27 protein-coding genes and 2 pseudogenes are annotated in these 24,722 nt (G+C 62.1%); 16 read left to right on the top strand and 13 right to left on the bottom strand.

The genetic code is table 11. From position 1 onward, the window contains the following. Positions 1-45: 45 nt before the first annotated feature. Complete coding sequence (locus tag EKH55_RS02895) at positions 46-726, bottom strand: helix-turn-helix transcriptional regulator (RefSeq protein ID WP_151610943.1); 681 nt, start codon at positions 724-726, stop codon at positions 46-48. Between the two features lie 133 nt (positions 727-859). On the opposite strand from EKH55_RS02895, the gene EKH55_RS02900 reads away from it, so the two are divergent. The 3 genes from EKH55_RS02900 (at position 860) to EKH55_RS02910 (ending at position 3,150) form a co-directional block, all read left to right on the top strand. Beyond that, a complete protein-coding gene (locus EKH55_RS02900; protein WP_069460465.1) occupies positions 860-1,501 on the top strand; it encodes a LysE family translocator in 642 nt (213 codons plus the stop codon). Between the two features lie 178 nt (positions 1,502-1,679). Then, positions 1,680-2,126 (top strand): c-type cytochrome, encoded by a 447-nt coding sequence (locus EKH55_RS02905; RefSeq protein WP_069460830.1) that lies wholly within the window; start codon positions 1,680-1,682, stop codon positions 2,124-2,126. Positions 2,127-2,235: 109 nt separating this feature from the next. Further along, on the top strand, positions 2,236-3,150 hold the full coding sequence (locus EKH55_RS02910; RefSeq protein WP_151610944.1) for a c-type cytochrome: 915 nt from the start codon (positions 2,236-2,238) through the stop codon (positions 3,148-3,150). Positions 3,151-3,207: 57 nt separating this feature from the next. Here the strand turns inward: EKH55_RS02910 and EKH55_RS02915 are convergent, their stop codons facing one another. Together EKH55_RS02915 and EKH55_RS02920 are read right to left on the bottom strand one after the other, a co-directional pair. Then, complete coding sequence (locus EKH55_RS02915; protein ID WP_069460467.1) at positions 3,208-3,777, bottom strand: DJ-1/PfpI family protein; 570 nt, start codon at positions 3,775-3,777, stop codon at positions 3,208-3,210. A 13-nt stretch (positions 3,778-3,790) separates the two neighbouring features. After that, a complete protein-coding gene (locus EKH55_RS02920; RefSeq protein WP_151610945.1) occupies positions 3,791-4,294 on the bottom strand; it encodes a GNAT family N-acetyltransferase in 504 nt (167 codons plus the stop codon). 410 nt (positions 4,295-4,704) lie between these two features. Here EKH55_RS02920 and bla point away from each other — a divergent pair, with 410 nt between their 5' ends. Beyond that, on the top strand, positions 4,705-5,595 hold the full coding sequence (gene bla, locus EKH55_RS02925; RefSeq protein WP_151610946.1) for a class A beta-lactamase: 891 nt from the start codon (positions 4,705-4,707) through the stop codon (positions 5,593-5,595). Between the two features lie 46 nt (positions 5,596-5,641). Here bla and EKH55_RS02930 read toward each other — a convergent pair whose 3' ends face one another. After that, entirely contained in the window at positions 5,642-7,144 is a 1,503-nt protein-coding gene (locus EKH55_RS02930; RefSeq protein ID WP_192803763.1) for a protein adenylyltransferase SelO, read from the bottom strand. Positions 7,145-7,323: 179 nt separating this feature from the next. Beyond that, entirely contained in the window at positions 7,324-8,280 is a 957-nt protein-coding gene (locus EKH55_RS02935; protein ID WP_192803764.1) for a homocysteine S-methyltransferase family protein, read from the bottom strand. A gap of 252 nt (positions 8,281-8,532) precedes the next feature. On the opposite strand from EKH55_RS02935, the pseudogene EKH55_RS02940 reads away from it, so the two are divergent. Further along, positions 8,533-9,146, top strand: a pseudogene (locus EKH55_RS02940) (TetR/AcrR family transcriptional regulator). A gap of 13 nt (positions 9,147-9,159) precedes the next feature. Here the strand turns inward: EKH55_RS02940 and EKH55_RS02945 are convergent. From EKH55_RS02945 to EKH55_RS02960, 4 genes are all read right to left on the bottom strand, one after another. Beyond that, positions 9,160-9,687 carry a DUF1697 domain-containing protein gene (locus EKH55_RS02945; RefSeq protein WP_069460472.1) on the bottom strand — a complete coding sequence of 176 codons (528 nt, stop codon included), beginning with the start codon at positions 9,685-9,687 and terminating at the stop codon, positions 9,160-9,162. Between the two features lie 11 nt (positions 9,688-9,698). Further along, positions 9,699-11,807, bottom strand: coding sequence for a S9 family peptidase (locus EKH55_RS02950; RefSeq protein ID WP_151610949.1), 2,109 nt, complete (start codon positions 11,805-11,807; stop codon positions 9,699-9,701). A gap of 101 nt (positions 11,808-11,908) precedes the next feature. Next, positions 11,909-12,748: an SDR family oxidoreductase gene (locus tag EKH55_RS02955; RefSeq protein ID WP_151610950.1), complete on the bottom strand. Its 840-nt coding sequence runs from the start codon at positions 12,746-12,748 to the stop codon at positions 11,909-11,911. Positions 12,749-12,852: 104 nt separating this feature from the next. Beyond that, positions 12,853-13,755, bottom strand: coding sequence for a VOC family protein (locus EKH55_RS02960; RefSeq protein WP_427915835.1), 903 nt, complete (start codon positions 13,753-13,755; stop codon positions 12,853-12,855). A gap of 345 nt (positions 13,756-14,100) precedes the next feature. On the opposite strand from EKH55_RS02960, the gene EKH55_RS02965 reads away from it, so the two are divergent. The 3 genes from EKH55_RS02965 (at position 14,101) to trhA (ending at position 15,881) form a co-directional block, all read left to right on the top strand. Further along, positions 14,101-14,523 (top strand): universal stress protein, encoded by a 423-nt coding sequence (locus tag EKH55_RS02965; RefSeq protein ID WP_069460475.1) that lies wholly within the window; start codon positions 14,101-14,103, stop codon positions 14,521-14,523. 64 nt (positions 14,524-14,587) lie between these two features. Next, positions 14,588-14,932, top strand: a complete 345-nt coding sequence (locus EKH55_RS02970) for a TraR/DksA family transcriptional regulator (RefSeq protein WP_069460476.1) — start codon at positions 14,588-14,590, stop codon at positions 14,930-14,932. A gap of 286 nt (positions 14,933-15,218) precedes the next feature. Next, complete coding sequence (gene trhA / locus EKH55_RS02975) at positions 15,219-15,881, top strand: PAQR family membrane homeostasis protein TrhA (RefSeq protein WP_069460477.1); 663 nt, start codon at positions 15,219-15,221, stop codon at positions 15,879-15,881. A 27-nt stretch (positions 15,882-15,908) separates the two neighbouring features. Here trhA and EKH55_RS02980 read toward each other — a convergent pair whose 3' ends face one another. Both EKH55_RS02980 and msrB read right to left on the bottom strand, forming a co-directional pair. Then, entirely contained in the window at positions 15,909-16,403 is a 495-nt protein-coding gene (locus tag EKH55_RS02980) for a hypothetical protein (RefSeq protein WP_069460478.1), read from the bottom strand. Positions 16,404-16,558: 155 nt separating this feature from the next. Then, positions 16,559-16,835, bottom strand: a pseudogene (gene msrB / locus EKH55_RS29615) (peptide-methionine (R)-S-oxide reductase MsrB); the annotation flags it as partial. A gap of 268 nt (positions 16,836-17,103) precedes the next feature. On the opposite strand from msrB, the gene EKH55_RS02990 reads away from it, so the two are divergent. From EKH55_RS02990 to mnhG, 7 genes are read left to right on the top strand one after another with little or no spacing between them, the layout of a single operon-like run. Continuing rightward, positions 17,104-19,479, top strand: coding sequence for a putative monovalent cation/H+ antiporter subunit A (locus tag EKH55_RS02990; RefSeq protein WP_151610952.1), 2,376 nt, complete (start codon positions 17,104-17,106; stop codon positions 19,477-19,479). Next, positions 19,476-19,895, top strand: coding sequence for a Na(+)/H(+) antiporter subunit B (locus EKH55_RS02995; protein WP_151610953.1), 420 nt, complete (start codon positions 19,476-19,478; stop codon positions 19,893-19,895). Before EKH55_RS02990 ends, EKH55_RS02995 begins: the two co-directional genes overlap by 4 nt. Further along, positions 19,895-20,272, top strand: coding sequence for a Na+/H+ antiporter subunit C (locus tag EKH55_RS03000; RefSeq protein WP_151610954.1), 378 nt, complete (start codon positions 19,895-19,897; stop codon positions 20,270-20,272). The genes EKH55_RS02995 and EKH55_RS03000 overlap by 1 nt, the downstream gene beginning before the upstream one ends. A 7-nt stretch (positions 20,273-20,279) precedes the next feature. Continuing rightward, on the top strand, positions 20,280-21,839 hold the full coding sequence (locus EKH55_RS03005; RefSeq protein ID WP_151610955.1) for a Na+/H+ antiporter subunit D: 1,560 nt from the start codon (positions 20,280-20,282) through the stop codon (positions 21,837-21,839). After that, positions 21,836-22,312 (top strand): Na+/H+ antiporter subunit E, encoded by a 477-nt coding sequence (locus tag EKH55_RS03010; RefSeq protein ID WP_151610956.1) that lies wholly within the window; start codon positions 21,836-21,838, stop codon positions 22,310-22,312. Before EKH55_RS03005 ends, EKH55_RS03010 begins: the two co-directional genes overlap by 4 nt. Continuing rightward, positions 22,309-22,695, top strand: coding sequence for a cation:proton antiporter (locus EKH55_RS03015; RefSeq protein WP_151610957.1), 387 nt, complete (start codon positions 22,309-22,311; stop codon positions 22,693-22,695). The genes EKH55_RS03010 and EKH55_RS03015 overlap by 4 nt, the downstream gene beginning before the upstream one ends. After that, on the top strand, positions 22,695-23,054 hold the full coding sequence (gene mnhG, locus EKH55_RS03020; protein WP_069460486.1) for a monovalent cation/H(+) antiporter subunit G: 360 nt from the start codon (positions 22,695-22,697) through the stop codon (positions 23,052-23,054). The genes EKH55_RS03015 and mnhG overlap by 1 nt, the downstream gene beginning before the upstream one ends. 120 nt (positions 23,055-23,174) lie before the next feature. On the opposite strand, the gene EKH55_RS03025 is transcribed toward mnhG, so the two are convergent. Next, positions 23,175-23,396 (bottom strand): hypothetical protein, encoded by a 222-nt coding sequence (locus EKH55_RS03025; protein WP_192803739.1) that lies wholly within the window; start codon positions 23,394-23,396, stop codon positions 23,175-23,177. 57 nt (positions 23,397-23,453) lie between these two features. Between EKH55_RS03025 and mucR the strand changes: the two genes are divergently transcribed. Further along, entirely contained in the window at positions 23,454-23,885 is a 432-nt protein-coding gene (gene mucR / locus EKH55_RS03030) for an exopolysaccharide biosynthesis transcriptional regulator MucR (RefSeq protein WP_069460488.1), read from the top strand. Between the two features lie 243 nt (positions 23,886-24,128). Here mucR and EKH55_RS03035 read toward each other — a convergent pair whose 3' ends face one another. Next, entirely contained in the window at positions 24,129-24,551 is a 423-nt protein-coding gene (locus EKH55_RS03035; protein ID WP_069460833.1) for a SufE family protein, read from the bottom strand. Positions 24,552-24,722: the final 171 nt, after the last annotated feature.

Genomic DNA, 24,722 nt, shown 5'->3' on the forward strand with positions numbered 1-24,722 from the left:
GCCCGGCTCTTGCGCCGGGCCTTTTCGTAGGGGTCAAATACCCACCTACGTCTTCCACCCTGCCATCCATGCTTGCCGCAGCCTGTCGCCCTCTCCGCGGAAGAAGGCTTCGACCGGCTCGCAGTGCTCCACGCGGTCGGCGCGGAAATTGCGGATCGCTTGGCGCAATTCGCACCAGGCGACCATCATCGCCTGTTCCGAATAATAGATCAGGGCCAGCGGCCTGACCGTGCGTTCAGTCGCCCGGCCGAACTCGTCGCGGTAGTCAAGTGCGAGTTTCTGTTCGTCGCGGATCGCGCGCCGAATGAGGGCGAGGTCGACCGCTGTTGGGGCCGCCGCGATTGATCCCCAGGCGCGGAGCGCCTGCGATTGGAAGACCTGGCGCAACGGTTCCGGAACGGCCCCGGTGATCTTCTGGCCCACGCGGCTAGCGGCGACTTTCAGTTCCCGGTCGCCGGTGCGCTCGAGCAGCGCGAGCGCGAGCACGATCGCCTCCGTTTCCTCGATGGAGAACATGAGCGGCGGCAGGTCGAAGCCGGGCCTCAATATATAGCCGATGCCGCGTCCGCCCTCGATCGGCACCCGCATGGCCTGCAAGGCCACGATGTCGCGATAGATCGAGCGCGACGTTACCTCCAACCGTTCGGCCATATCGGCCGCCGTCACCGGCCTTCGGGCAAGACGCAAGATCTGGATGATCTCGAAAAGCCGCGATGCCTTACGCATCGGTTTCCCTCCATGGCCGCGAAGGCTCCTGACACGACCCTGTCAGTTGGGCAGAGATATAGCAATGCGGCAACGGATTGAAAAATCTGCAGTCCGGTCCATTGTCCCTCGAAATTATCCACGAGCAACTGACATGACATACGCGGAAAACCTCTGGCTGTTCTTCACTCTCCTGTTCGGTATCATCATCGTGCCCGGCATGGATATGGTCTTCGTCCTCGCCAATGCCGTCACCGGCGGACGCGCCTCCGGGCTCGCTGCGACCGCCGGCATCATGGCGGGCGGCGTCCTGCACACCCTTTATGCCGCGCTCGGTGTCAGCGTGGTGCTGCATCTGATGCCCGAACTCTTCAATGCGCTTCTGGTTGCCGGCGCGGGCTATATCGCCTGGATCGGCTTCTCGCTCCTGCGCAGTTCCGTCACCATCGGCGGCATCGAAGGCGGGATGATGCGGTCGCGCTGGACGAGCTTCCGGCAGGGGGCGCTGACGAGCCTCATGAACCCCAAGGCCTATCTCTTCATGCTGGCGGTCTATCCGCAATTCCTGAAGCCGCAATTCGGGCCCGTCTGGTCGCAGGCCGCCGTCATGGCAATCATGATCGCCTCGACGCAGTTGGCCGTTTATGGCGGTCTCGCGCTTGCAGCCATCCGCGGTCGCGATCTGCTGGTCGGCAGTCCCGCCGTGACGGTCGCAGTCGGCAGGTCCGCGGGCCTTGTCCTCGTGTTGATCGCGGGCCTGACCATTTGGCAGGGGTGGAGCGATGTTCGGCTATAAACATGACCTTACTATTCATGTTATTTGCTGAGCTGGAGCTGAATGTACTTCGGTCAAATTGCGTTGCAGCGACAAGCACTTCAAAAAAATGTTACTTCCGTCGAAAAGCCAAAATGCCATCATGCCGGCGCTTTCAACACGAAGCCGCTCAAGCGGATTCGCACGACCGGAGATGATGATGAAGATGAGAGCTTTTGCGCTTGCGGCCGTCCTTGCAGGGCTGGGTGTCACCGCCGTGACCGCTGCGGACGAGCCGCAGGAGGTTCGCCAGCAGCTGATGAAGAAGGTCGGGCAGGCTGCCGGCGCCCTCAGTGGGATAGCCAAGGGCGAAAAGCCGTATGACGCGGAAGTCGTCAAGGCATCGCTGACGACGATCAGCGATACCGTAAAGGTCTTTCCGAATCATTTCCCTCCGGGTTCGGAAACCGGCATGGAGACTGAAGCGAGCCCGAAGATCTGGCAGAATATGGAGGACTTCAAGGCGAAGGCCGCCAAGCTCGGCGGCGATGCGGAGATGTTCCTCGCCGAGTTGCCATCCGATTCTGCCGGCGTCGGCGCCGCGCTGGGTGTTCTCGGCAAGGACTGCGGCAGCTGTCACGAGACCTATCGCCTAAAGAAAGAGTGACGAAGGACCTCTTTGTCCTGCCAGGAATGCGCCGGTTCGACCGGCGCTTTCCTTTCCGGCCCCTGCAGGGCCGTCCGAACAGGCGCACTTACGAGCAGTTGGGGAGATCATGAGGCAGCGCACGAATTGGCTTCTGTCCGGTCTGGTCCTGCTGGCTCTCGCAGGCGCCGGCGTTCTCTGGTGGCTGACGAAACCGAGACCATGGGACGAGGCGCATTGGAAGGGACTGGGTCAGCCGGATCTAGCCAATGGCGAACAGGTCTTCTGGGCCGGCGGCTGCACCGGCTGCCACGCGGCTCCCGGCGCCAAGGATGATCAACGGCTCGTGCTGGCGGGCGGTCGGCCGCTGAAAAGTCCATTCGGTACTTTCTACGCGCCGAATATCTCGCCCGACAAAACGGCTGGAATCGGTGGCTGGACGCTCGCCGAGTTCGGCAATGCCATGACGCGCGGCGTCGGCAAAGACGGCGAACACCTTTATCCGTCTTTTCCTTACGGCTCCTACGCGCGCATGACCGCCAAGGATATCAACGACCTGTGGGGCTTCCTGCAAACGCTGCCGAAAAGCGCCACCGTTGCACCGCCGCATGATCTGCCCTTTCCCTACAATATCCGCCTGGCACTCGGCGGCTGGAAGCTCCTGTATTTGACCGACGATCAGAGGGTCGCGCTCGATACGGCCGAGCCAAAGCTGGCCCGTGGACAATATCTCGTGGAAGGTCCCGGCCATTGCGGAGAGTGCCACACCCCGCGCGACGCGCTCGGCGGCTTCGAGCCGGAGAGGTGGCTTGCCGGAGCGCCGAACCCGGAAGGAGAGGGTCGCATTCCCAATATCACGCCGGGCTCGAAGAGCATCGGCGGTTGGAGCGCGTCCGACATTGCCTCCTATCTAGAGACCGGATTCACGCCGGATTTCGACACGGTCGGCGGTTCGATGGTCGAGGTGCAGAAGAACTTGGCGAAGCTTCCCTCGGAAGATCGGGAGGCGATCGCCGCCTATTTGAAGGCGCTGCCGCCGCTGTGATCCATGTCGCCCGGAGCGTGCAGGGTTTTCGGGACAACGACATGTCTAGGGGGCCATTCAGGTGAGCCGGTGCTCCTCGGCATAGAGCGCGAGGTAGGCGTCGAGCGCCTCGGAGCCGAGGCCGAGCGCGTGAAAGACTTCAGCCGCGAAGCTTACCGGTGCGGTGCCTGCGGCCGTCACGAGGCGACCGCTGCGAACCGCCCGCGGCTGGTCGCGATAGTGGCTCTGGCCTTGATAGTCGGGAACCGCCGCAAGGCTTCCGGCCGAGTTGCCTGTGTGATCGGCCCCATTGAGGATGCCGCTTGCGGCAAGCGCCAGCGTGGCGCCGCAGATTGCCGCAACCACGCGCTCTGCCGTGTGGAAGGCACGGATCGTATGCGACAGGTCGGGTGCCGCAGCGGTTTCCCAGATGGTGCCGCCGCAGAGCACGAGCCCGTCGAACTCCGCCGGGGCGAGCGTCTTCGTCGGCAGGTGCGGCGTGATGTGCAGGCCGCCCATGGAGGTTACCACGGTGCCGCCGGGCGAGGCGACGAGAAGATCCACTCCCAGCTCGGCGCGCGCCGTCGCCATCAACAGCGCGCATTCCCAGTCGGCAAAGCCTTCCGTCAGCACGATAGCAACGCGCATCGAGCCCTCCTCTTCAGCCTATCCTCTGAATATAGCGCATGCCGGTCACCGGGCGAGGCTCGAAGCGCTCGGATTCATAGAAACGATGCGCCTGGAAATTGCCGGTCGCGGCGCTGACCGAGAGGTAATTGCAGCCCGCCATTTTCGCCTGCTCCCGTGCCTTGGCGATGAGATGCCGGCCGATGCCGGTGCCGCGGTGACCGGGCCGCACGAAGAGGTGATGCAGTTCCATACCGCGCACGCCCTCGACCGCCCTGTACTGGGGAACCAGTATGGCATAGCCGATCAACTGACCACCGGCTTCGGCGACGAGAGCGGTGATCCACGGTGTGCGGCCGAAGAGATCGCGCTCCAGCTGTTCGGATGTGACCGGGGCAGCGTCGCCATGATGGGCGGAAAGCTCGGCGATCATTTCGCGCAGTTCGGCAACGTCGCGCGGCTTCGCGCAACGGATCGTCACCATGGGCGCTCTGGCCGACGGCACGGGGTGAAGGCTAGGTATGGCGGTCTGCAGCATTCTCGGCTCCTATGGTTCTTCCGCCATCAGGTGCCGTGAAAAACAAAAGCCGCCTGATGGCGGCCTTGTTGAATATGATCAGCAAGCCGCTCCTATCGGAACAGCCAAAAATACGCGCGGAAAATGGGTGCGTTCTTGATCATGCGCGTAGATTCTCCATTTCCCGGATTTTGTCAACGGAGATTCTTTTGGGCGGTCAGTATTCGCCCTCGCACTGGCAATGGTCGGCGAGCGCGCGGATGGCCTTTTTCGCTCGTACAATCTCTCGTGGCACGCCGGTACCCACGTTGAGCGAGCACAAGACCGCCACATTCGGCTCGTAGCGAGTCGTGGACAGTGCATAATTGTATTCAATATCAATAATTTAGTTGTCTGATGTGGATGCGTCGGCCGAACGGAGGGAATAGACGATGCCCCTGCTTATCAGTCGCCGCAGCGTGTTGTTTGCAACCGCCACACTCTTTCCGGCGTTCACCTTGCCGGCTCCTGCGCTGGCTTTCTCCCGAGCGGAGGATGACGTTGCGAAGCAGCTAGAAGAGCTTGAAAAGCGCACCGGGGGCCGTCTTGGCGTCTCCGTGCTCGACACCCGGACCAATATTTCCTTCGGTCATCGGGAGACCGAACGCTTCGCCATGTGTTCGACCTTCAAGGCGCTCGCGGCGGCCTGTGCGTTGGCGCGCATCGATCGGGGAGAGGAGGCGCTCGACCGGCGTATTGCGTTCGGCAGGGACGTGTTGCTGCCGCATTCTCCAGTCACCGGGAAGCATGTCGGCGGCAATGGGATGACGGTCGCCGCGCTCTGCGAGGCGGCGATCACGATCAGCGACAACGCCGCCGCCAATCTACTGCTGGAAAGCTTCGGCGGTCCGGCCGGGCTGACATCGTGGCTGCGGTCGATCGGAGACGAGGCGACGCGTCTCGACCGGATGGAACCCGAGCTCAACGAAGCCGCGTTCGGCGACCCGCGCGATACGACGACGCCTGCGGCGATGCTGGAAACGCTCCGCAAGCTGGCCTTCGGTTCGGTGCTGTCGGAGAGTTCGCGCCAGCGGCTTGTCGGCTGGATGGTCGCGAACAAGACAGGCGGCGCACGGCTGCGGGCCGGCCTTCCAAGGGACTGGCGGATCGGCGACAAGACCGGGACAAGCATGGCCGGCGCCGTCTCGGATATCGGCTTCGCTTGGCCGGACGGGCGTGGACCCATCCTGGTCGCTGTCTACACCGGTGAGGCGAAAGCGCCGCTCGACGCCCTGAATCCGGTCTTTGCCGAGATCGGCAGGATCATCGCCGGAATGGCCTGAAAACCGTCCAAATCGTTTCGCCGCAGCCCGTGTCTCTGCGGACCCTTCAAGTGCCGCAGAAGGTTTGCAGCACTTCTTCACCGGGCTTCGGCGGTTCCGCATGGGCGGCATGTTGCGGCTGGTCTTCGTAAGGCATTGAGGTCACGTCGACGAGGGCCTCGAAGAGGGAGAAGTCTGCATCCCGGACTGCCGCATCGATCGCCTGCTCTACCCGATGATTGCGCGGAATGAAGGCCGGATTGACCGCCCGCATGGCGGCGGCACGCTCGTCCGGCGCCCGCGGTTCGCGCCCGAGCCGGCCCCGCCAGTCCGCGAGCCAGGGCAAAAGCGCCTCCGGATTTTGGAACAGGCCGGCAAGCTGCGCGTCCGAAGCGTCGTCCTCGACACAGGCCGCAAGCTGGCGGAAGGTGAGGCTGAAGTCCGCATTGCCCTTGTGCATCAGGGTCAGGAGCGTCTGTATCCGTTCCAGGTCTCCGTCTTCTGCCGTCGCAAGCCCGATCTTTCGCCGCATGCCCTCTAGCCAGTGCTCCTGGAAGACCGACCCGTATCCGGTGAGGACCTCATTGGCGAGATCGACCGCCGTATCGGCGGCAGGATCGAACAATGTCACCAGTGTCTCGGCCAGGCGTGCCAGGTTCCACTGCCCGATGGCCGGCTGATTGGCGTAGGCGTAGCGGCCGAACTGGTCGATCGAACTGAACACCTTCTTGGGATCGTATGTATCCATGAAGGCGCAGGGCCCGAAGTCGATCGTTTCGCCGGAAACCGTCATGTTGTCGGTGTTCATCACGCCATGGATGAAGCCGACATGCAGCCAGCGCGCGATCAAAGCGGCTTGGCGCTCCGTGATCGTCTTGAAGAGTGCAAGATAGGGCCGTCCGTCGCCCTTGATCTCCGGATAGTGCCGATCGATCACGTAATCGGCGAGCGCCCTGACCGCCTCCATATCACCGCGCGCGGCGAAGAACTGGAAAGTGCCGACGCGAATGTGGCTGGCCGCGACGCGGGTGAAGACGGCGCCGGGCAGTATCTCCTCGCGATAGACGGGCTGGCCGGTGACGGTTGCCGCAAGCGCGCGGGTGGTCGGGATGCCTAGCGCATGCATCGCTTCGCTGACGATATATTCGCGCAAGACCGGGCCGAGCGCCGCACGCCCGTCGCCACGGCGCGAATAGGGCGTCTTGCCCGTTCCCTTGAGCTGGATGTCGCGGCGCTTCCCGTTTCGGTCGATAACCTCTCCGATGAGAATGGCGCGTCCATCGCCGAGCTGAGGGACGAAGGTGCCGAACTGGTGGCCGGCATAGGCCATGGCGAGCGGCTCCGCACCCGCGGGGACGCGGTTGCCGGAGAAGATCGCTGCGCCGTCACGCTCCAGCGCTTCGACGTCAAGCTGCAGCTCTTCGGCAAGCGCCCTGTTGAGCTTGATCAGCCAGGGCTCGGCCACCGGTGTCGGCTCGACGCGCGCATAGAACTGTTCAGGCAGCCGCGCAAAGCTGTTGTCGAAACGGAACGGGCCGGTCTCTGAGGCCGTCGGGGGCGTGTATTCCATCATGCTCCAGCGGCCGTAATGCGAGCTGCCGACCGCCCTTTCACGACGAGTCTACACGAGCCACCCCCTTTTCGCGAGGGGGCTACACTTCACTACAGCGGGCAAGGGCTGCTGCAGCACGTGGATGGCCGCACGTGCAACATGTCCTTGGGAAAGCGCCCCGCACGGGCGCAATCCGATCAGGCGCTGAGCGCCGGCGGCGGCAAACAGGCCTCGCAGATCGCCTCGATGTGGCGGTGATCGGTGCCGCAGCAGCCGCCGAGGATGCGCAGATGCGGCATGCGGCCGGTCAGCGCACGGTAACGCTGAGCGAGGTCGCGCATATCGCCGACGTCCAAGGTCTCGCTTTCGTCGAGCTCGGCATGGCTCTTCGCGGAGGCATTGGCGCGGATGCCGCCGATCCGCCGGACCCAGGCCTGAGTCTGGTCCAGGCTGCCCTCGAAATGGCTCGGATGTGCGCAGTTGACCATGTAATAGTGCGGATAGCTTTCGGTTGCCGCGTCTGCGGTTTCGATCGCTTCCTGAAGCGAGCGGCCGGTGACGAGCCTCCCATCGGTCTCCACGGTGAAGGAGATGGCGCAGGGCATGCCGTGGTTCCGCGCCGCGCGGGCAATTCCGATCGCTTCGTCGATATTGGTCAGGGTGTAGGCGGCGACCATGTCGGCTTCGCTGGCGGCAAAGGCCGCCACCTGCGCCGCATGATAGTCTTCCGCTTCTTCGGCCGACATCCGACCGGCCTTGTAACCGTCGCCGCGCGGACCGATTGCGCCGCTGAGGACGATCGGCGCTTGCGGGCGCTCGTATTCCGCACGCAGTTCCGTCAGCAGGTACACCGCGTCGCGATTGACCTGGTCGAGCGCCTCGGCGTCATAGCCGAGCTTTGCGCCCCAGTCGGCATTGGCGCGCCAGGTGGCGGTGTCGAGAATGAAGCCGGTCCCGTGGCGTCGGGCAATGTCGAGATAGCGTGTATAGTAGCGAAGGAGTTGCTGGCGCCCTTCCGAGGACGACAGCAGGACGAAGGAGGCGAAGTGCGGCAGTGCCATGCCTTCGTGAAAAATCAGCGTCGTTTCCAGTCCGCCGTCGCTCAGGAATGCGCCTCCGCGCAGGAGCGGCAGGTCGTGTCGGTATTTGGCGATTTCGCGTTTCACCCTTTCCTCCTCTTTTGCTGCAGACCAGGGTGAGGTCGCCAGGCGCCCCCCATCCCGCTTCAATGCTGGCTTTTCTGCCTTTTTATCGGCAGCTAAACTAGCGGTCTTGCGGTATAGTATTGCCGGAATAGCCGCATATCGCTGTCACATCAGGAACTTGCCGTCGGGATTGGCGACGGGAGACCCGGCTGACGCCGCCTCTTCGAAATCAAAACTGTACTTGCGGTATAGGAGTGGACCATGCGAAAGGGCGAGGAAACCCGCGCAAAGATCCTCGATGCCGCCGAAGTTGCGGTACTGGCGAAGGGTTTCGGCGCGACATCGATGAGTTGATCGTCGAAATCGGCATCACCAAAGGCGGGTTCTTCTATCATTTCCGCGACAAGAACGAACTCGCCAAGGCGCTGCTCGAACGCTACATCGAAAATGACGAGCGCATCTACGACGAGATATTCGGGCGGGCACGTGAACTCGCGGACGATCCGCTGCAGTCCTTCCTGACAGGCCTGAAGCTGCTGTCCGAGTTGCTCGCGGACCTGCCGAACGGCCATCCCGGCTGCCTGGTCGCCACCATGTGCACGCAGGAGCGTGCGTTCGATCGGGAGATCCAGGCGATAAACCGCCAGGCAGCGTTGATGTGGCGCAAGCGTTTCGGCGCCATGTTCAGGGAGATCATGCTGACCTACCGCCCGCGCGAGCCGCTCGAGGCCGATCAACTGGCCGACATGGTCTCGACCGTTCTCGAGGGCGGCATCGTGCTCTCAAAGGCGCTGAAGGAGCCGAAGAGCCTTCCCGATCAACTCCTCGTTTTTCGCAGCTTCGTGCGACTGCTGTTCCAGCCGAAGAACCAGTGATATGAGGGCGAGGTCAGGAACTCTCGTCCTCCATGGCGGCGGCGAGTTCCGCAAGCTTGCGCACAGTATTGAGGTTGCGTGCCGTGCCGGCCTTCAGTGCCGGCAGCTTGAGCTTCGAGCGGCCGGATCCGTTCGGATAATGGATGAAGATCTCCCGGCCATCGATCTGCGCCTCCTCTCCACCCGGCGCCACGAGATCGTCGAGTGCATCGGCAGGAGGTGGTTTCCGTAGGAAGGTGACGAGCAGGAAATTCGGCCTGGCCCCAGGAAACGGTGCCCTGGCCAAGACGTCTTCAAGCGCGCGTCGGCTGCGCAGGATCACGCCCGGCGCCTTGCCCATCCTGGCAGCGAGCGCGTCCTCAAGCCTCCGCCGCGCTTCGGTTTCCGAGAGCTCGGAGCGGAAGAGGACATTGCCGCTCTGGATGTAGGTCCTGACGTCGGTGAAGCCAAGGCCCTCGCAGATCGACCTCAGCTCCGCCATGGCAAGCGTTCCGGTGCCGCCGACATTGACTGCCCTCAGCAGAGCGATGTGGACCGGCACCGCGCTACCTCCTACGCCTTGCCAGCGACCTTGATGGCAAAGGCATATTCGAAGGCGATCTCCTCGAGGCGCTGGAAGCGCCCGGATGCGCCGCCATGGCCGGCATCCATGTTGGTCTTCAACAGGATAGGTTCGCTGCCGGTCGTCTTTTCGCGCAGCCTCGCCACCCACTTCGCCGGTTCCCAATAGGTAACGCGCGGATCGGTCAAACCACCAAGCGCCAGGATCGCCGGGTAAGGCCTGGCCTCCACATTGTCATAGGGAGAGTAGCCGGCGATGATGTCATAGAATTCTTCGCTTTCGATCGGGTTTCCCCATTCGGGCCATTCCGGCGGCGTCAGCGGCAAGGTGTCGTCGAGCATGGTGTTCAGCACGTCGACGAAGGGGACCGCGGCGATGATGCCGCGGAACTTCTCCGGCGCCATATTGGCGATCGCGCCCATCAGCATGCCGCCTGCCGAGCCACCTTCGGCGATGATGTTGGAGTAGGAGGTGAACTTCTCCTCATTCAGAAAGTCGGCCGCGGCGATGAAGTCTTTGAACGTGTTGATCTTCTTCGCCATCTTGCCGTCTTCGTACCATTGAAAGCCCCTATCCTTGCCGCCGCGGATATGGGCGATGGCGTAGACGAAGCCGCGGTCCACGAGCGACAGGCAATTGGTGTTGAAGCCCGCCGGAATGGTGATGCCGTAAGCCCCGTAGCCGTAGAGCAGGCAGGGTGCGGAGCCGTCGAGCGGCGTGTCCTTGCGATAGAGAAGTGTGACCGGAACCGGGGCTCCATCCGGAGCGGGTGCGAAGACGCGGCGGGTGACGTAGTCGTCCGGATTGTGCCCGGACGGCACTTCCTGGGTCTTGAGCAGCGTCCGCTCGCGCGTCGCCATATTGTAGTCGAAGAGTTGCGACGGGGTCGTCATCGAGGAATACGAGAAGCGGATAACTTCGGTGTCGTATTCGGCGGCGCCCGAGAGCCCCAGGGAGTAGGCCTCCTCGGCGAAGGCGATCGCGTGTTCCTCGCCGGTCTTGCGGTCGCGGATGACAATTTCCGGAAGCCCCTCGCGCCGCTGCAACCAGACGAGATGGCGCGCATAGGCCATATGGCTGAGGATAAGCGTGCCCGGCCTGTGCGGAACCACTTCGCGCCAGTTTTCCTTTTGCGGCGCTGCGACGGGCGATTCCATGATCTTGAAGTCCTTTGCGCCGTCGGCATTGGTCAGGATATAGAAAACGTCGCCACCTTCGGTCATGGAATATTCGAGGCCGGTGACGCGTTCCGCCACGAGCTTCGGCTCGGCCGCGAGGTCCGTGGTCGCGATGATGCGATATTCGCTGGTCTGGTGGTCGTGGATGTCGATGAAGATGAAATCGTCGATAAGCGACCCGCCGACCGACATGAAGAAGCCTGGATCCTTTTCCTCATAAACGAGCCGGTCGTCCGACTGCCGCGTGCCCACGACGTGATGGTAAATCTTCGATGGCCGATGGTTCTCGTCGAGCACCGTGTAGAAGAAGCTCTTGCCGTCCGCTGCCCAGGCGCCGCCGCCGCCGGTATTCTCGACCACATCGGCGAGATCGCCACCGGTCGCAAGGTCGCGCACCTTCAGCGTGTAATATTCCGACCCCTTGTCGTCATAGCCCCAGATGCCACGGGCATGGTCGCTCGAATGATTGAGGCCGGCAATGCGGAAATAGGCTTTTCCCTCGGCTTCCTTGTCGCCGTCGAGCAGCACCTGCCGGATCGTCTCGTCGCCGACCGCTCCTTCGCGTGGGATCCGGAAGTAACGCGGATGTTCGCCGCCTTTCACGTAAAAGGTGCCGTAGGCGAAGGCGCCGTCCTTCATCGGAACGGAGGAATCGTCTTCCTTGATGCGGCCGCGCATTTCGGCAAACAGCGTCTTTTGCAGATCCTTGGTGTCCGCCATGGCGGCGTTCATATATTCGTTTTCGGCTTCGAGATGCTTGCGGATCTGCGGATCCAGGATCGACGGGTCCTTGAACATGGCCTGCCAGTTGTCGGCCCTGAGCCAAGCGTAGTCGTCGGTCCGGGCGATGCCGTGGCGCGTGTCCGTGACCGGCTTTTTCGGAGCGACGGGTGCGGCGGGCAGGTTCTTGAAAACGGACAAGTCGGGTCTCCGGGAGCTATTCTGCGAGAGACCATGAGATAGAGAGCGCCTGCACGGCGATCAAGCGGAAAGCGCGGGCGCGGTTTAGGTGCTGCCCTTGATCAGGCCGACAATGCCGCGGCATTGTCCTTCGCGTAGGTTTCGAGGGAGCGGGGCTTCTTGCCGGTCAGTCTTTCCACGTCGGCGGTCACCCTGTCCATGCGGCCTTCCCGGACGGGCCGAAAAACGCCTGCGACGTAACGAGCATAATCTTCCGGGACGCCGGCGGTCGCCAGCATGCCGACGAAGGTCTCCTCGTCGACCGGTTTATAGACGATGGGCCTGCCGATGGCCTGCGAAAGGATTGCCGCCGCTTCGTGATAGCTCAATGCCTTTGGGCCGGTGAGATCGAAGGCCAGGCCGCTGAAGGCGTCGGTTGTCAGTGCTGCGGCGGCACATTCGGCGACGTCGCGCACGTCGATGAAGCCGGTTTTGCTATCCGCCGCCGGCACGGCAATGACGCCATGACGAATGCCCTCCAGCCAATGGCTGTGAAAGTTGTCGGCGAAGGTGTTGGGGCGGAGGATGATGAATTGTGCTCCGGTTTTTTCGAGGAAGAGTTCTACTCGACGATAGGGATGGTCCTCGTCGGCGTCCGCGCCGATGACGCTCATCAGGACGTTCTTGACGCCGCGGGCGGCAGCCGCGTGGATCATTGGCGTCAGCAGCGCCCCCGGGTCCGTATAACCGTCCGGGGCCATCACGAAAACACGGTCGACACCCTCGAGCGCGTGGCCATAGGTCGAACAGTCCCGGTAGTCGAAGGCAATCGTTTCGGCGCCCTCGGCAGGTGTGGCCCCGCGGCTTGCCGCCTTCACGCGTTCGCCCCTTTCGACGAGAGAGCGCACCAGTTTGCTGCCGACCCTGCCGCCGGACCCGAGAACGAGAATCTTGCCGCCCATCGCCTTGCCTCCCAGCCTGTCGTTCAAACGATAACGATAGAACTGGATGAAATTGCGGAGGTCGAGATCGGCAAGGCAAGGCGATGCGGGCGCAAAAGCGCACTCTACGCGGCAAGTGTGAGGCCGATTCCCCAGGGATCGACGAGACTGTGAAGGTCGCCTTCGCGGCGCACCGGTATTCCGGCCTCCTCGAGCCTGTCTGATATGGCCGTTAGATTCTTCGGATCCCTAAGGCGAAGCGTGTATTCCCTGAGGCCAGTCATCCTGCCCTCGCGTTTCGGGGCTCCTCGCGAATTCCAGATATTGGCTGCGATATGATGGTGGTACTTGCCCGTCGCGAAGAAACTTGCCCCCGGATAGCGAGCCATGAGGTCGAGTCGCAGCAAGTCGCGGAAGAACGCATCCGCCTGCGGCAAATGCGAAACTTGAAGATGAATATGGCCGATCGTGCTGCCTTCGGCGAGGCCGCTCCACTCGTCTTGCCGTGCCTCGTCGTAGAGCGCCTGGAGGTCGAGTGGCAGCGTCTTCATCTCGACGGTGCCGTGCGGATGATAGGTCCACTCCTTACGCGGGCGATCGCGGTAGACTTCGACACCGTTTCCTTCGGGATCGGAGAGATAGATCGCTTCGCTGACGAGGTGGTCGGACGCGCCCTGCAGGCGAATGCCATCGTCCAGGGCATGCGCCAGCCAGCGACCGAGTTCACGGCGATCCGGTACGAGATAGGCGACGTGAAAGAGGCCGGGCGCGTTGCGCGGCGCCCTTGCGGCATTTCCAGCGCTGGTGAGTGTGAGGAGGGGCCGTCCCGCGACGCCGAGCACCGCTCCACTCGCGCTCGTCTCTAGCGCCGCAAGGCCCATGATCCGCTGATACCAGGCCAGGACCATCGGAAGGTCCTCGACGACGAGATGCGCTCGCTCGACATAGGTCGGCATCGACACGGCGTGATCGGCAGGAAAGTCGACCGCTGGGTCCGAGGTCGTTAGGTGTTCCATCATCATCATCATCATCATCCTTCCGGACCGCGGCCATCCATCATTTGTCCCGGGTCCCAGCCTCGAAGTTTAGCCCAATATGATCACGTGATCCCGTTCGGGAAAGCCATTATATTCCTTGATGTTGTGTTCGATGAGCGTTGACAGTCGTGGCTGTCGCCCTAACTCCTGATGTGGGCGATGCGGGCGCGAGGGTGGTGCTGATTGATCTCAATCAATGCCGGAATCACCACTGCCGCTCAGTCTCGGCCCGGAGCGGGAAGACGGGGTGGCCCGGCTGCCTCCGATCCGGGCCCAAGGCATCGGCTCCGATTGGGGAGCCGGCGACCGGGAGTCCAACCGAAGGAGCGTGTCTGTATGTACAAGAAGATCATCGTCCCGATCGCCATGGATCAGCTGGAGCACGGCGAGTCCGTCCTCAGCATAGCAGAGAAGTTGATTGACGAGGGCGGGGAGATCATCCTGCTCAACGTGGTCGAGGACCTGAACGCCTACGCTCAAGGCTACATGATCGTCGACTTTCCATTGGAGATGATCGAGGAATCGCGCAAGCATGCAGTCAAGACGCTCGAGGCGCTGAAGGCCAGGCATGGCATAAGGGGGCGCGTCGAAATCCGCACGGGCGGGGCAGCCGGCACTATCAACGCCCTCGCAAGAGACGAGAACGCGGACCTCGTGATCATAGCGTCACATCGTCCGGGCCTGATCGACTATTTCATCGGTTCGACTGCAAGCCGTGTCGTCAGCCATTGCCCATGTGCCGTTCTCGTCGATCGATAGCACGACAACAAGAATAAGAAAACGCGGCGCGGGTATCGTTGCGCCGCAGCCCAGGGAGCTTGTAATGGACAAGTACTTGCTTGACGATTTTCGCGAACAGCTTCTAAGCCGCAAGCGCGAACTCTATGGCCGGCTGGTGAAGATCGAGGAAGATCTCGAGCAGCCGATGAATGCCGATGTGCCGGATCGCGTCACGGAACGCGAAAACGACGAGGTGCTGGAAGGGCTCGGCCTCGCAGGGCAGGGGGAGATCCGTGCGATCGACGCGGCGCTCGACCGCATCGCGGCCGGGACATTCGGCATCTGCGTGCGCTGCGGCGATCCGATTTCACAGGAAAGGCTGAACGCGGTGCCGCATGCGCCTCTCTGCCAGACCTGCGCCGCGGAGATAGCCTCCCGCACGCGCTAATGTAGGTCGGAACAGGGACCTGCAGCGCGTCGCGCGAATGCGTCGAAGGCGGCGCGCTTTAAGAGCGCGCCAGTTTCGGATTTGATCTCCGCTATGGCGAGCCGCCGGCCCGGCGCAACGTGGTCGCAGGGATTTCCGCGAATGTTGTCATACGTCTCGAAAATTGATTCGTTCCGCCGAATGGAAGCTTTGCCGGATAAGGGCTGTATGGCAGGATGGTAGCAGAACGGGCGCTGTCGGTTCGGCTCTCTCCGTTCTTTTCTCAAACGGGTGGTGGAGCAGCCCCGTGGATTTGAGTGGCGTCAAATGGGACTACGACCGGGCTGAACTCATTGCCGACGGCATCGTCCACGGTATCGGCCTGTCTGCCGCGCTTATCGGCGTCACGGCATTGATTTTCTACGCAACCCTCTGGAGCACGTCGGGCCAACTCGCCGCAGCCTGTATCTACAGCATCGGATTGGTCCTCACCCTGTCCGTCTCGTTCCTCTACAATCTCTATCCGATCTGCCGGACGAAATTGTATCTCCGCCGCGTGGACCATTCTGCGATCTTCGTGCTGATAGCTGCAACCTATACGCCGTTTCTCCAGCGCGGATGGGACGATCCATTCCTCTTCTGGATGCTGTTTGGTATCTGGACGGTCGCCTTTGCCGGCATCGCCATGAAGTGTCTGCTTCCGCTGCGCTTCGATCGATTGGCAATCCTGCTCTATCTAACCATGGGCTGGGGCGGGATTCTTGCCGCCCGTTCGCTGTTCACGGCCTTGAGCACGACGACGCTCGTTCTCATCATCGTCGGCGGCGTCATCTATTCGGCCGGCATTGTTTTTCATGTTTGGGAGCGGCTGCGCTACCAGAACGCCATCTGGCACGGCTTTGTCGTTGCTGGATCGGCTGTCCACTATTCGGCCGTCGTCACCTGCATCAGCGGTGCCGCGTCGTCCTGAGTCGCAACCGTTTGCCGAATTCAAGCGTCAATCCGGCGGCTGGCAGCCTTCGGAGGGCCTCAGTGCCGCTGCCATGCGCGAGATCACGCCGTCAAAACTCGTCAGCCTCGACTTGCGGTATTGGAGTCGAAAATACGCGGCGCTGCCGTCGCAAAGCGCGATGGCCCGCGCATAGAAGACCTCGCCGTCGCGCGCGCCCGAGTAGCTCGCCCAGTCAGGCGTGACGCGTGAAAAGAGTATTCTCCAGTGATCCTCTTTCTCGTAGCTGATCCGTTCAGCGACGTCGATTTCAAACTCTCCGCCCGGGGGACGGGTACCGAAGATGATCAAGGTCGCACCGTTGTCGTCGGCGTGAAAACTTGCGCCATCGCCAATGCCGGCTTGCTTCCGCATCTCGAATCCGGGCGGAATGTCGACTGTGTAGCCGAAGCGGGGATTGGCGTAGGGGTGCCAATCATCTGCCGCCGCCGCGGGCAAGGCAAGCCCCGGCAGAAGAGCGATCGCGAAAACGCCGCGGCGCATGGGAAATATCCTTGTGGCTTCGATCTGCCCACGTCCATCGTAGCGTCGCGCCATTCTTCCGACGCGTAAAGACGTCCTCGCGATTTTTACAGCGCAGCATGACTTTTCAGACGCGCAAAGGAGCCGACGCTTCCAAATCGATCGTACGACGCGTTTCAGTCCTCTTCAAAGGTCATTGCCGTTCTGTTGAGGCAGTAGCGCAGGCCCGTTGGCGGCGGTCCGTCGGGGAAGACATGGCCGAGATGGGCGTCACAATCGGCGCAGCGGATTTCCGTTCTCACCATGAAATGCGAGCGGTCGACATGTTCGGCGATCGCATTTTCGTCGACCGGCGCGAAATAGCTCGGCCAGCCGCACCCGGAATCGAACTTCGTGTCGGACCGACGCACCTGTGCCCTGTTGCTTGTTGTTGAGGAACGGCTCGGTGAAGGGGTAAAATCTCGTTGGATTGCTGCGATAATATAGAAGGGCGATCGCGCCGTCACAAAGGGGTTGCTCGGCCGGATCGTTGTTGAATATCGCCGCTGCTGTTTGCCCCGAATATGGGGAACGAAAGGCGATCACGTTGCAGCTTTACACAGTATTGCCGTCCCTGCGCTTCCTTTTGCCGCCGATTTCTCTTGAGGCGAGCCGGCCCATCTTCTATGTCCGGTAGCCAACCTGACCGACGAACGAAGCAGCGAAGGAGCGTGGCAAGGCGATGGACATGGCGGCCCTGACATTTCTGGCCCTCGGTCTTCCCTTTCTCGCGGCGCTCGTCGCGCCGGTGTTGGCGCGTCTGCTCGGCCACAATGCCGCGTGGGTCCTGGCGCTCGCCCCGGCAGGGGTTTTCGCGCATTTCCTGCGTTTCGTCCCGGATGTCGGAAACGGCGAGGTCGTGACCGGCGGCTATGCCTGGATACCGTCTTTCAATGTCAGTTTCTCCTGGCTGGTCGACGGACTATCGCTGACTTTCCTGCTACTGATTTCGGGGATCGGGGCACTGATCGTGCTCTATTCGGGCGGCTATCTGAAGGGCCATCCGCACCAGGGCCGCTTCTTTTCCTTCATCCTGATGTTCATGGGATCGATGCAGGGTCTCGTCGCATCGGACAGTTTCCTGATGCTGTTCGTTTTCTGGGAGCTGACGTCGATCACATCCTTCTTGCTGATCGGCTTCGATCATCGCCGCGAGGCGGCGCGCCGCGCCGCGCTGCAGGCCCTGGTCGTGACCGGGGGCGGCGGGCTGCTGCTGCTTGCGGGGCTGCTGATACTGTGGAACGTCAGCGGCGTTACCCAATTCTCGCTGCTCCTCTCCTTCGGCGCCGAGCTCAAGCAAAGCCCGTTTTATCTGGCGGCGCTCCTTCTCGTGGTCGGCGGCGCCTTCACCAAATCGGCACAGTTTCCCTTTCACTTCTGGCTGCCGAACGCCATGGAGGCGCCGACGCCCGTATCGGCCTATCTGCATTCGGCCACGATGGTGAAGGCGGGCGTTTATCTGTTGATGCGGCTCAACCCGGTTCTCGGCGGCACGCCGGAATGGCAGGTGATCTTGCCGCTTTTCGGCGCCGCCACGCTGATGGCGGGCGCTTTGCTTGCCGTGCGCCAGACGGATCTGAAGCTGATGCTCGCCTATACGACCATGTCGTCTCTGGGCCTCCTGGTCATGCTGACGGGTCTCGGTCTGCCGTACGCGATCGAAGCGGCGACCCTCTATCTGGTGGCGCACGCCCTGTTCAAAGGCGCCTTGTTCATGGTGGCTGGCATTATCGACCATGAGACTGGCACGCGCGATCTCACCCGGCTCGGCGGCCTCCGGTCGGCTATGCCGCTGACCTTTGCAATCGCGCTCGCTACGGCGCTTTCGATGGGAGGGCTGCCGCCCTTCTTTGGTTTTCTCGCGAAGGAGGAGATTTATGCGGCGCTGTCCGGCTTCGAGCTTCGCTCCGCGACCTTTGCCCTTCTTACCATCTTCGCCAACGCGCTCATGTTCGCGGTTGCCTTCGCGATCGCACTGATGCCGTTCCTGGGTCCGAAGGTCGGCACTCCGAAGCACCCCCACGAAGCGCCTGTGCTGCTGTGGCTCGGCCCGGGTATCCTGGCTCTGGCCGGGCTGTCGATGGCGCTGATGTCCGGCCTTGCACATCGAATGGTTTCTTCGCCAATGGCCTCGGCGATCGCCGGCACGCCGACGCCCGTGAACATCTCGTTCGTGCCGCATATCGGCGTGCCGCTCCTTCTTTCCGGCATGACCGTCGCCGCGGGTATCGTCTTTTACCTCAACCTCGCTCGGCTGCGCGGGGCAATGGCAACGATCCTTGCCGGGATCGGCTGGGGACCGGACCGGGGCTTCGACCAGTTCATGCGTGGTCTGGTGCGCTCCGCCGTGGCCGTGACCCGTCGGGTGCAAGGCGGTCGGCTCGACGTCTACATGACGGTGACCTTCCTGCTGGTCGCCTTCGTGCTTCTGGCCATTCCCTTCCACTATGGCGAATTCCCGCGTGCGCCCTTCTTCGCCGCGGATGTTCCCCTGCACGAACTTGCGATCATGACGATCGCCGTCGCCGGGCTCGTTGCGATGATGATTGCGCCGGACCGGCTGACCGCCATCGTTTCGCTCGGCATACAGGGTTTCGCCGTCGCCATGATCTTCCTGCTCTATGGCGCGCCAGATCTCTCCTTCACCCAATTCATGATCGAGACCCTGTCGGTCGTCGTTCTCGCCCTCGTCATGACCCGGCTGCGGCTGTCACCGTCGGACCATAGGCCATGGCGCGAGAAAGTGCCTGACTTCGCGCTCGCGCTTGCCTGCGGCACCGGCTTTGCCCTTCTCCTACTACGCGTCACCGGCGTGCCCTTCGATGCGAGCCTGACAGCCTTCTTTAACGAATATTCGAAGGCGATCGCGCACGGGGCGAATGTCGTCAATGTCATCATCGTCGATTTCCGCGGCACCGATACGCTCGGCGAAATCACAGTCGTGATGATTGCCGGATTGGCCATTCTTGGGCTCGTGCGGCTGAGGGCCGGCGCGCTCAAGCGCCCCGCCGTCGCCGAAGTCGTCGTTGAGGACGAGGATGTGGAGGAACGGGTATGAAGTCGGTAATCTTCCGCACGTTGGCGCCGTTCCTGGCCAGCCTCATGATGCTTTTTTCCGTCTTCGTCTTGCTGCGCGGCCATAATGAACCGGGCGGCGGCTTCATCGGCGGGCTCATCGCCGTTTCTGCGTTGGCGATCTATGGTATCGCCAACGGAGTCCAGACGGTGCGGCGCGCCATCTACTTTCATCCGATGGCGATCGCGGGCGCCGGTCTTTTCGTTGCGACGATCGCCGGTATTGTTTCCGTGGCCGTGGGCGTCCCATTCATGACTGGATTATGGATCTACCCGTCCTTACTCGGCGTCGAGGTCCCGCTTTCCACGGTCATGCTGTTCGACACCGGCGTTTATCTGGTCGTCGTCGGCGCCATCAGCTCGGTCGCGTTGTCGCTCGAAGAACGGGGAGGGGAGTGATGGAGGCCTGGTTTGCCCTGCTGGTCGGCGTCTTTTTCACCGTGGCCGTCTACCTGATGCTTTCGAAGTTCATCATCCGCGTGCTTCTGGGCGTCGCGGTTCTCGGAAACGCCGTCAATCTGCTGATATTTACCGGTGGCCGTCTGACGCGCGAGGTGCCGCCGGTCATTGCCGGTGATGCCGAAGTGCTGGCCGGACCCGCCGCGAATGCCCTGCCGCAGGCGCTGATCCTGACGGCTATCGTCATCTCCTTTTCTTTCTTCGCCTTCCTGCTTGTTCTTTCCTGGCGGGCCTACGACGATCTCGAGACCGACAATACGGATGAGATGCGCGTCGCCGAGCCGATGAACGAGCCGGCGCCGCCGCTGGGATACTGACTGCGATATGGCTGCTTCGACCGCCCCCTCCGTTGACCTCTCCGCCGCCCTCGTCCTGGCGCCGCCGACCGCAGCCGAGTGGCTGGTGGTCCTGCCCGTCGCCTGGTGCCTGACGCTTGGAGCCCTCCTCGTGATGATGCGTCGCAATATCGGCCTCCATCCGGCGATCACGATCGTCGGGCTGACCGGGCTGGTGGGCATCGACGCGCTGCTCCTCCTCGAGATCATGCGCAACGGTCCCATGACCATGGTCATGGGACGCTGGCTTCCCCCCTTCGGGATTGCGTTCACGGCCGACCTGACGGGCGCGCTTTTTGCGCTCGTCGCCGCTCTGGTCGCACTTGCCGCCGGCATCTTCTCTATCGCCGATATCAACGACAGCGGCCGGCGCTACGGCTTCTACCCGTTGCTGATGGTGCTAATGGCGGGCGTCTCGGGAGCCTTCCTGACAGGCGACATCTTCAACCTCTATGTCTGGTTCGAAGTTCTGCTGATCTCCTCCTTCGGCCTTCTCGTGCTTGGCTCGGAACATGAGCAGATCGACGGAACTGTGAAATACGGCTTCCTCAATCTCGTTGCGACAACGCTGTTCTTGGTCGCAACCGGCTACCTCTACGCAATCTTCGGCACTCTCAACATGGCCGATATCGCGCGCAAGGCGGAGGGGCTGCGCAGCAGCGCTCCGCTGATGACGCTGGCGGGGCTCTATACCCTGGCTTTCGGCATGAAGGCGGCGGCATTCCCAGTCAATTTCTGGCTCCCCGCCTCCTACCATACTCCGCGCGTCGTGGTCTCGGCACTCTTCGCGGGCCTGCTTACAAAGGTCGGCATCTACGCGCTGATACGCGTCATGGTTATGCTGTTCCCGGTTGAACGGGAGGAAATGAGCTTGCTACTTGCCGTAGCCGGCTCCCTGACGATGATCGTCGGCGTTCTCGGGGCGCTCGCCCAGTCCGATTTCCGTCGCCTGCTCGGCTTTCTTGTCATCGCGGGAATCGGTTCGATCCTCGCCGGCATTGCCGTCGGCGGCCCGGGCGGCATCGGCGGCGCCATATTCTACGCCCTGCATTCGATGCTCGTCATGACCGCGCTTTATTTCGCATCCGGCATCGCCATGCGTCTCGGTGCGAGTGCTTCGATCGTCACGCTCGCCGGTCTTTATCGCCGTCATGTCGGGTTTGCCGCACTCAGCCTGATGCTGTGCTTCGCCGTCTCCGGGCTGCCGCCCTTTTCCGGCTTCTGGCCAAAGGTCATGCTGGTGAAGGCGGCGCTCGATATCGGCGCCTGGTGGCTCGCCGCGGTCCTGCTGCTTGCCGGCTTCCTCACCACAATCGCCACCGGTCGTCTTTTCCTGCTGGCCTATTGGCGCGACGGAGCGGCAGCGGTCGGCGAGACGGCGCCGCTGCCCGCATCGACGCTGGGACCGCTTGCCGCCCTCACCCTGCTGACTTTGGTACTCGGCCTTTATCCTGAGCCACTGCTTGCGACGATCCAGGAGGCGGCGGCGGGGCTTGCCGATCCGTCCGCCTACGGAGAATCGGTCTTTCCGGAAGGGTGGCCGCAATGAAGTTCCTGGCGACCAACCTGATCCTGACTGTCATCTGGGGCGCCATCAGCGCCAGTTTCACGCCGGCCAACCTCCTGCTCGGCTTTGCTGTGGGGGCACTGTCGCTCTGGCTGATCCGCCGTGAACTGCAGCCCGTCACCTATCCGATCAGACCCTTGCGGCTGGCGCTTCTGCTTGCCCTGTTCTTCAAGGAACTTGCCGTCTCCGCGACCAAGGTCGCAATCCTTGTGACCCGCAAGAAAATGGCGCTCAAGCCCGGGATCTTCGCCTATCCGCTCACCGTGAGGAGCGATTTCGAGATTTCCCTGCTTGCCAATCTCATCACCCTTACGCCCGGCACGTTGTCCGTGGATGTCTCCGAGGACCGCAAGACGCTTTATGTCCATGCATTGGATTGCGCCGATCCGGGCGCATTGCGACTGGATATTTCGCGCGGCTTCGAACGGCGCATTCGGGAGGCTTTCGAACGATGATCTCCGATTGGATCCTGAATGCGGCCACCAGCCTTTCCCTGGCGGTCTTGTCTGCTGCCCTGCTCGTGACGCTCGTGCGCATCGTCCGCGGACCGACCTTGCCGGACCGGGTGCTTGGTCTCGACATGCTGGTGGCGATTGCCATCGGCTTCATCGCGGTGATCGCCGTCAAGACCGGCTTCAGCCTCTATATCGATATCGCGATCGCCCTCGGACTTGTCGGCTTTCTCGCCACCATCGCACTGGCGCGCTTCATCCTGACGCGCGGACTGGCGCCGGAGCGCGAAGCCAGGATGCCGACGGCGTCAGCTGGCGCCAAGCCCGCTCCGAAACCGATAAAGACAGGACGGCCGAACCGCCGCAAACGCAAAGGAGGACGCTGATGGGCGGACAGATCAACGCCATCGTTACGCTGCTCGTCGCTCTCATCATGGTCGTGGGCGCCGGGTTTTCGCTGCTGGCCGCCGCCGGCATAGTCCGGTTTCCCGATCTGTATACCCGCATGCATTCGGCGTCGAAGGCGGGCACCGTGGGTTCCGGCCTGCTGCTTTTCGCCGCCGGGCTGCATTCGCTCGATCCCGCGATCTTCGCGCGTGCGCTTGCAGCCTTTGTTTTCTTCGTGCTGACGGCGCCGATCTCGGCGCATCTACTGGCCAAGGCCGCGCATCAGGCAGGTTACAGGATGTCGAGACTATCGGTGATAGATCAGCTGCCGCAAAAGGAAGAGGCGCGCGGCCTTTGAGCGGCGCCGTTTCTGTCCCTTTATTTCCGGCAATTTCGGGCGTGACGGCCAAATTAGTGGCCTTGAATAGATTTGCTGGCGGTAGATGAAAATTATGTTTTGACATTTCCTAGATCAGTGTTAATCCACTATATGAAAAGTGTCGTCGCTGATAAATACTTTGAACTGAAATTCCAGCTTGGGTTGTGATTCTTCCTTGTTGCTTTGAGGCGTAGGCCAGCTCGGCGCCTTGGTGACGTTTCCAATCGCGACCGGAGCCTTGATGTTGCGGCGGAGCCGGCTTCCCCTGCAATGACCGTCCAGTTTCAAATGGCAAGTGAGTTCGGCGGCATTTTCTAACATGTTTCCTCCTGAAACGTCGTTTCAGGATATGTTGCTGAGTTCCGATAGGAGAAGAAGATGACAGAAACCACGCTCGGTACGAGCAACGAACTTTTGGTAGAGCTGACGGCGGAAATTGTAGCGGCCTATGTCAGCAACCACGTAGTTCCGGTTGCCGAGCTTCCGACGCTGATCGCCGACGTTCATTCAGCGCTCAACAACACAACCGCTCCGGCGCCGGTGGTTGCTCCCGTTGAGAAGCCGAAGCCGGCGGTATCGGTCCGCAAGTCGGTGCAGGACGATCAGATCACCTGCCTCGAATGCGGCGGCACCTTCAAGTCGCTGAAGCGCCACCTGATGACCCACCACAATCTGTCGCCGGAAGAATATCGCGAGAAATGGGACCTGCCCGCCGACTACCCGATGGTCGCTCCCGCCTACGCGGAAGCCCGTTCGCGTCTGGCCAAGGAGATGGGCCTCGGCCAGCGTCGAAAGCGTCGCGGCAAGTAAGAGCTCTATCAAATCGGCGCCGATTGCTGCGGCCGGTGAAGCTTATATTGCGAGTTCAGGCCGGGCTGCTTCAGTCCGGCTTTTTGCTTTAGTCTACAGCGCCGAGCGTCCTATCGGACGCGCAAAGGTCGCTGTAGTACTTTGAATTGCTGCATGTCCTTGAATCGAGGTCAATTTACATGCAGTAGGAGCGGCGCGTGTCGTATCAGACGCGGGATGGTGGCTGGCGCAGGTGCAACGGCATCACGCAGGCAGGCGCGTCTCGGCCTCACTCTTGATCCGCCGTACCATGGAGCGCAAACCATTGGCGCGCTGGGCCGACAGATGTTCGATGAGACCGATCTTACCGAAGATCTCGAGAGCATCGATGCTGGCGATTTCGGAGGCGCGCTTGCCGGAAAAGATGGCGAGCGCGATCGCCACGAGGCCGCGGACGATGTGGGCGTCCGATTCGCCGTGAAAAGTGAGCACCGGGTCTTCGGGATCACCCGCCGCTTCGGTCACCAGCCAAACCTGGCTCGCGCAGCCCTGAACCTTGTTCTCGCTCGTTCTCAAGGCCTCCGGCATATCGGGCAGACCCTTGCCCAGCTCGATCACATAGCGGTAGCGGTCCTCCCACTCGTCCAGGAAGGCGAAATCATCGATGATCTGGTCAAGGGAAGTCATGGCCCGTCCGATATTGGCGTTCTGCGCGCGCCGAAGGATGCGATTCCTCTCGATCCTTCGGCCGCTCGCCGGGGATCCATCCCTCATATAGGGGATGCCGGCCGCAAAGAGAACAGTCAAGGCCCATTCAGTTCTCCACGCCTGACTGCGGCGCGGTCCATCGCGCCAGCC

Source organism: Sinorhizobium alkalisoli (genome assembly GCF_008932245.1).
GTDB lineage: Bacteria > Pseudomonadota > Alphaproteobacteria > Rhizobiales > Rhizobiaceae > Sinorhizobium > Sinorhizobium alkalisoli.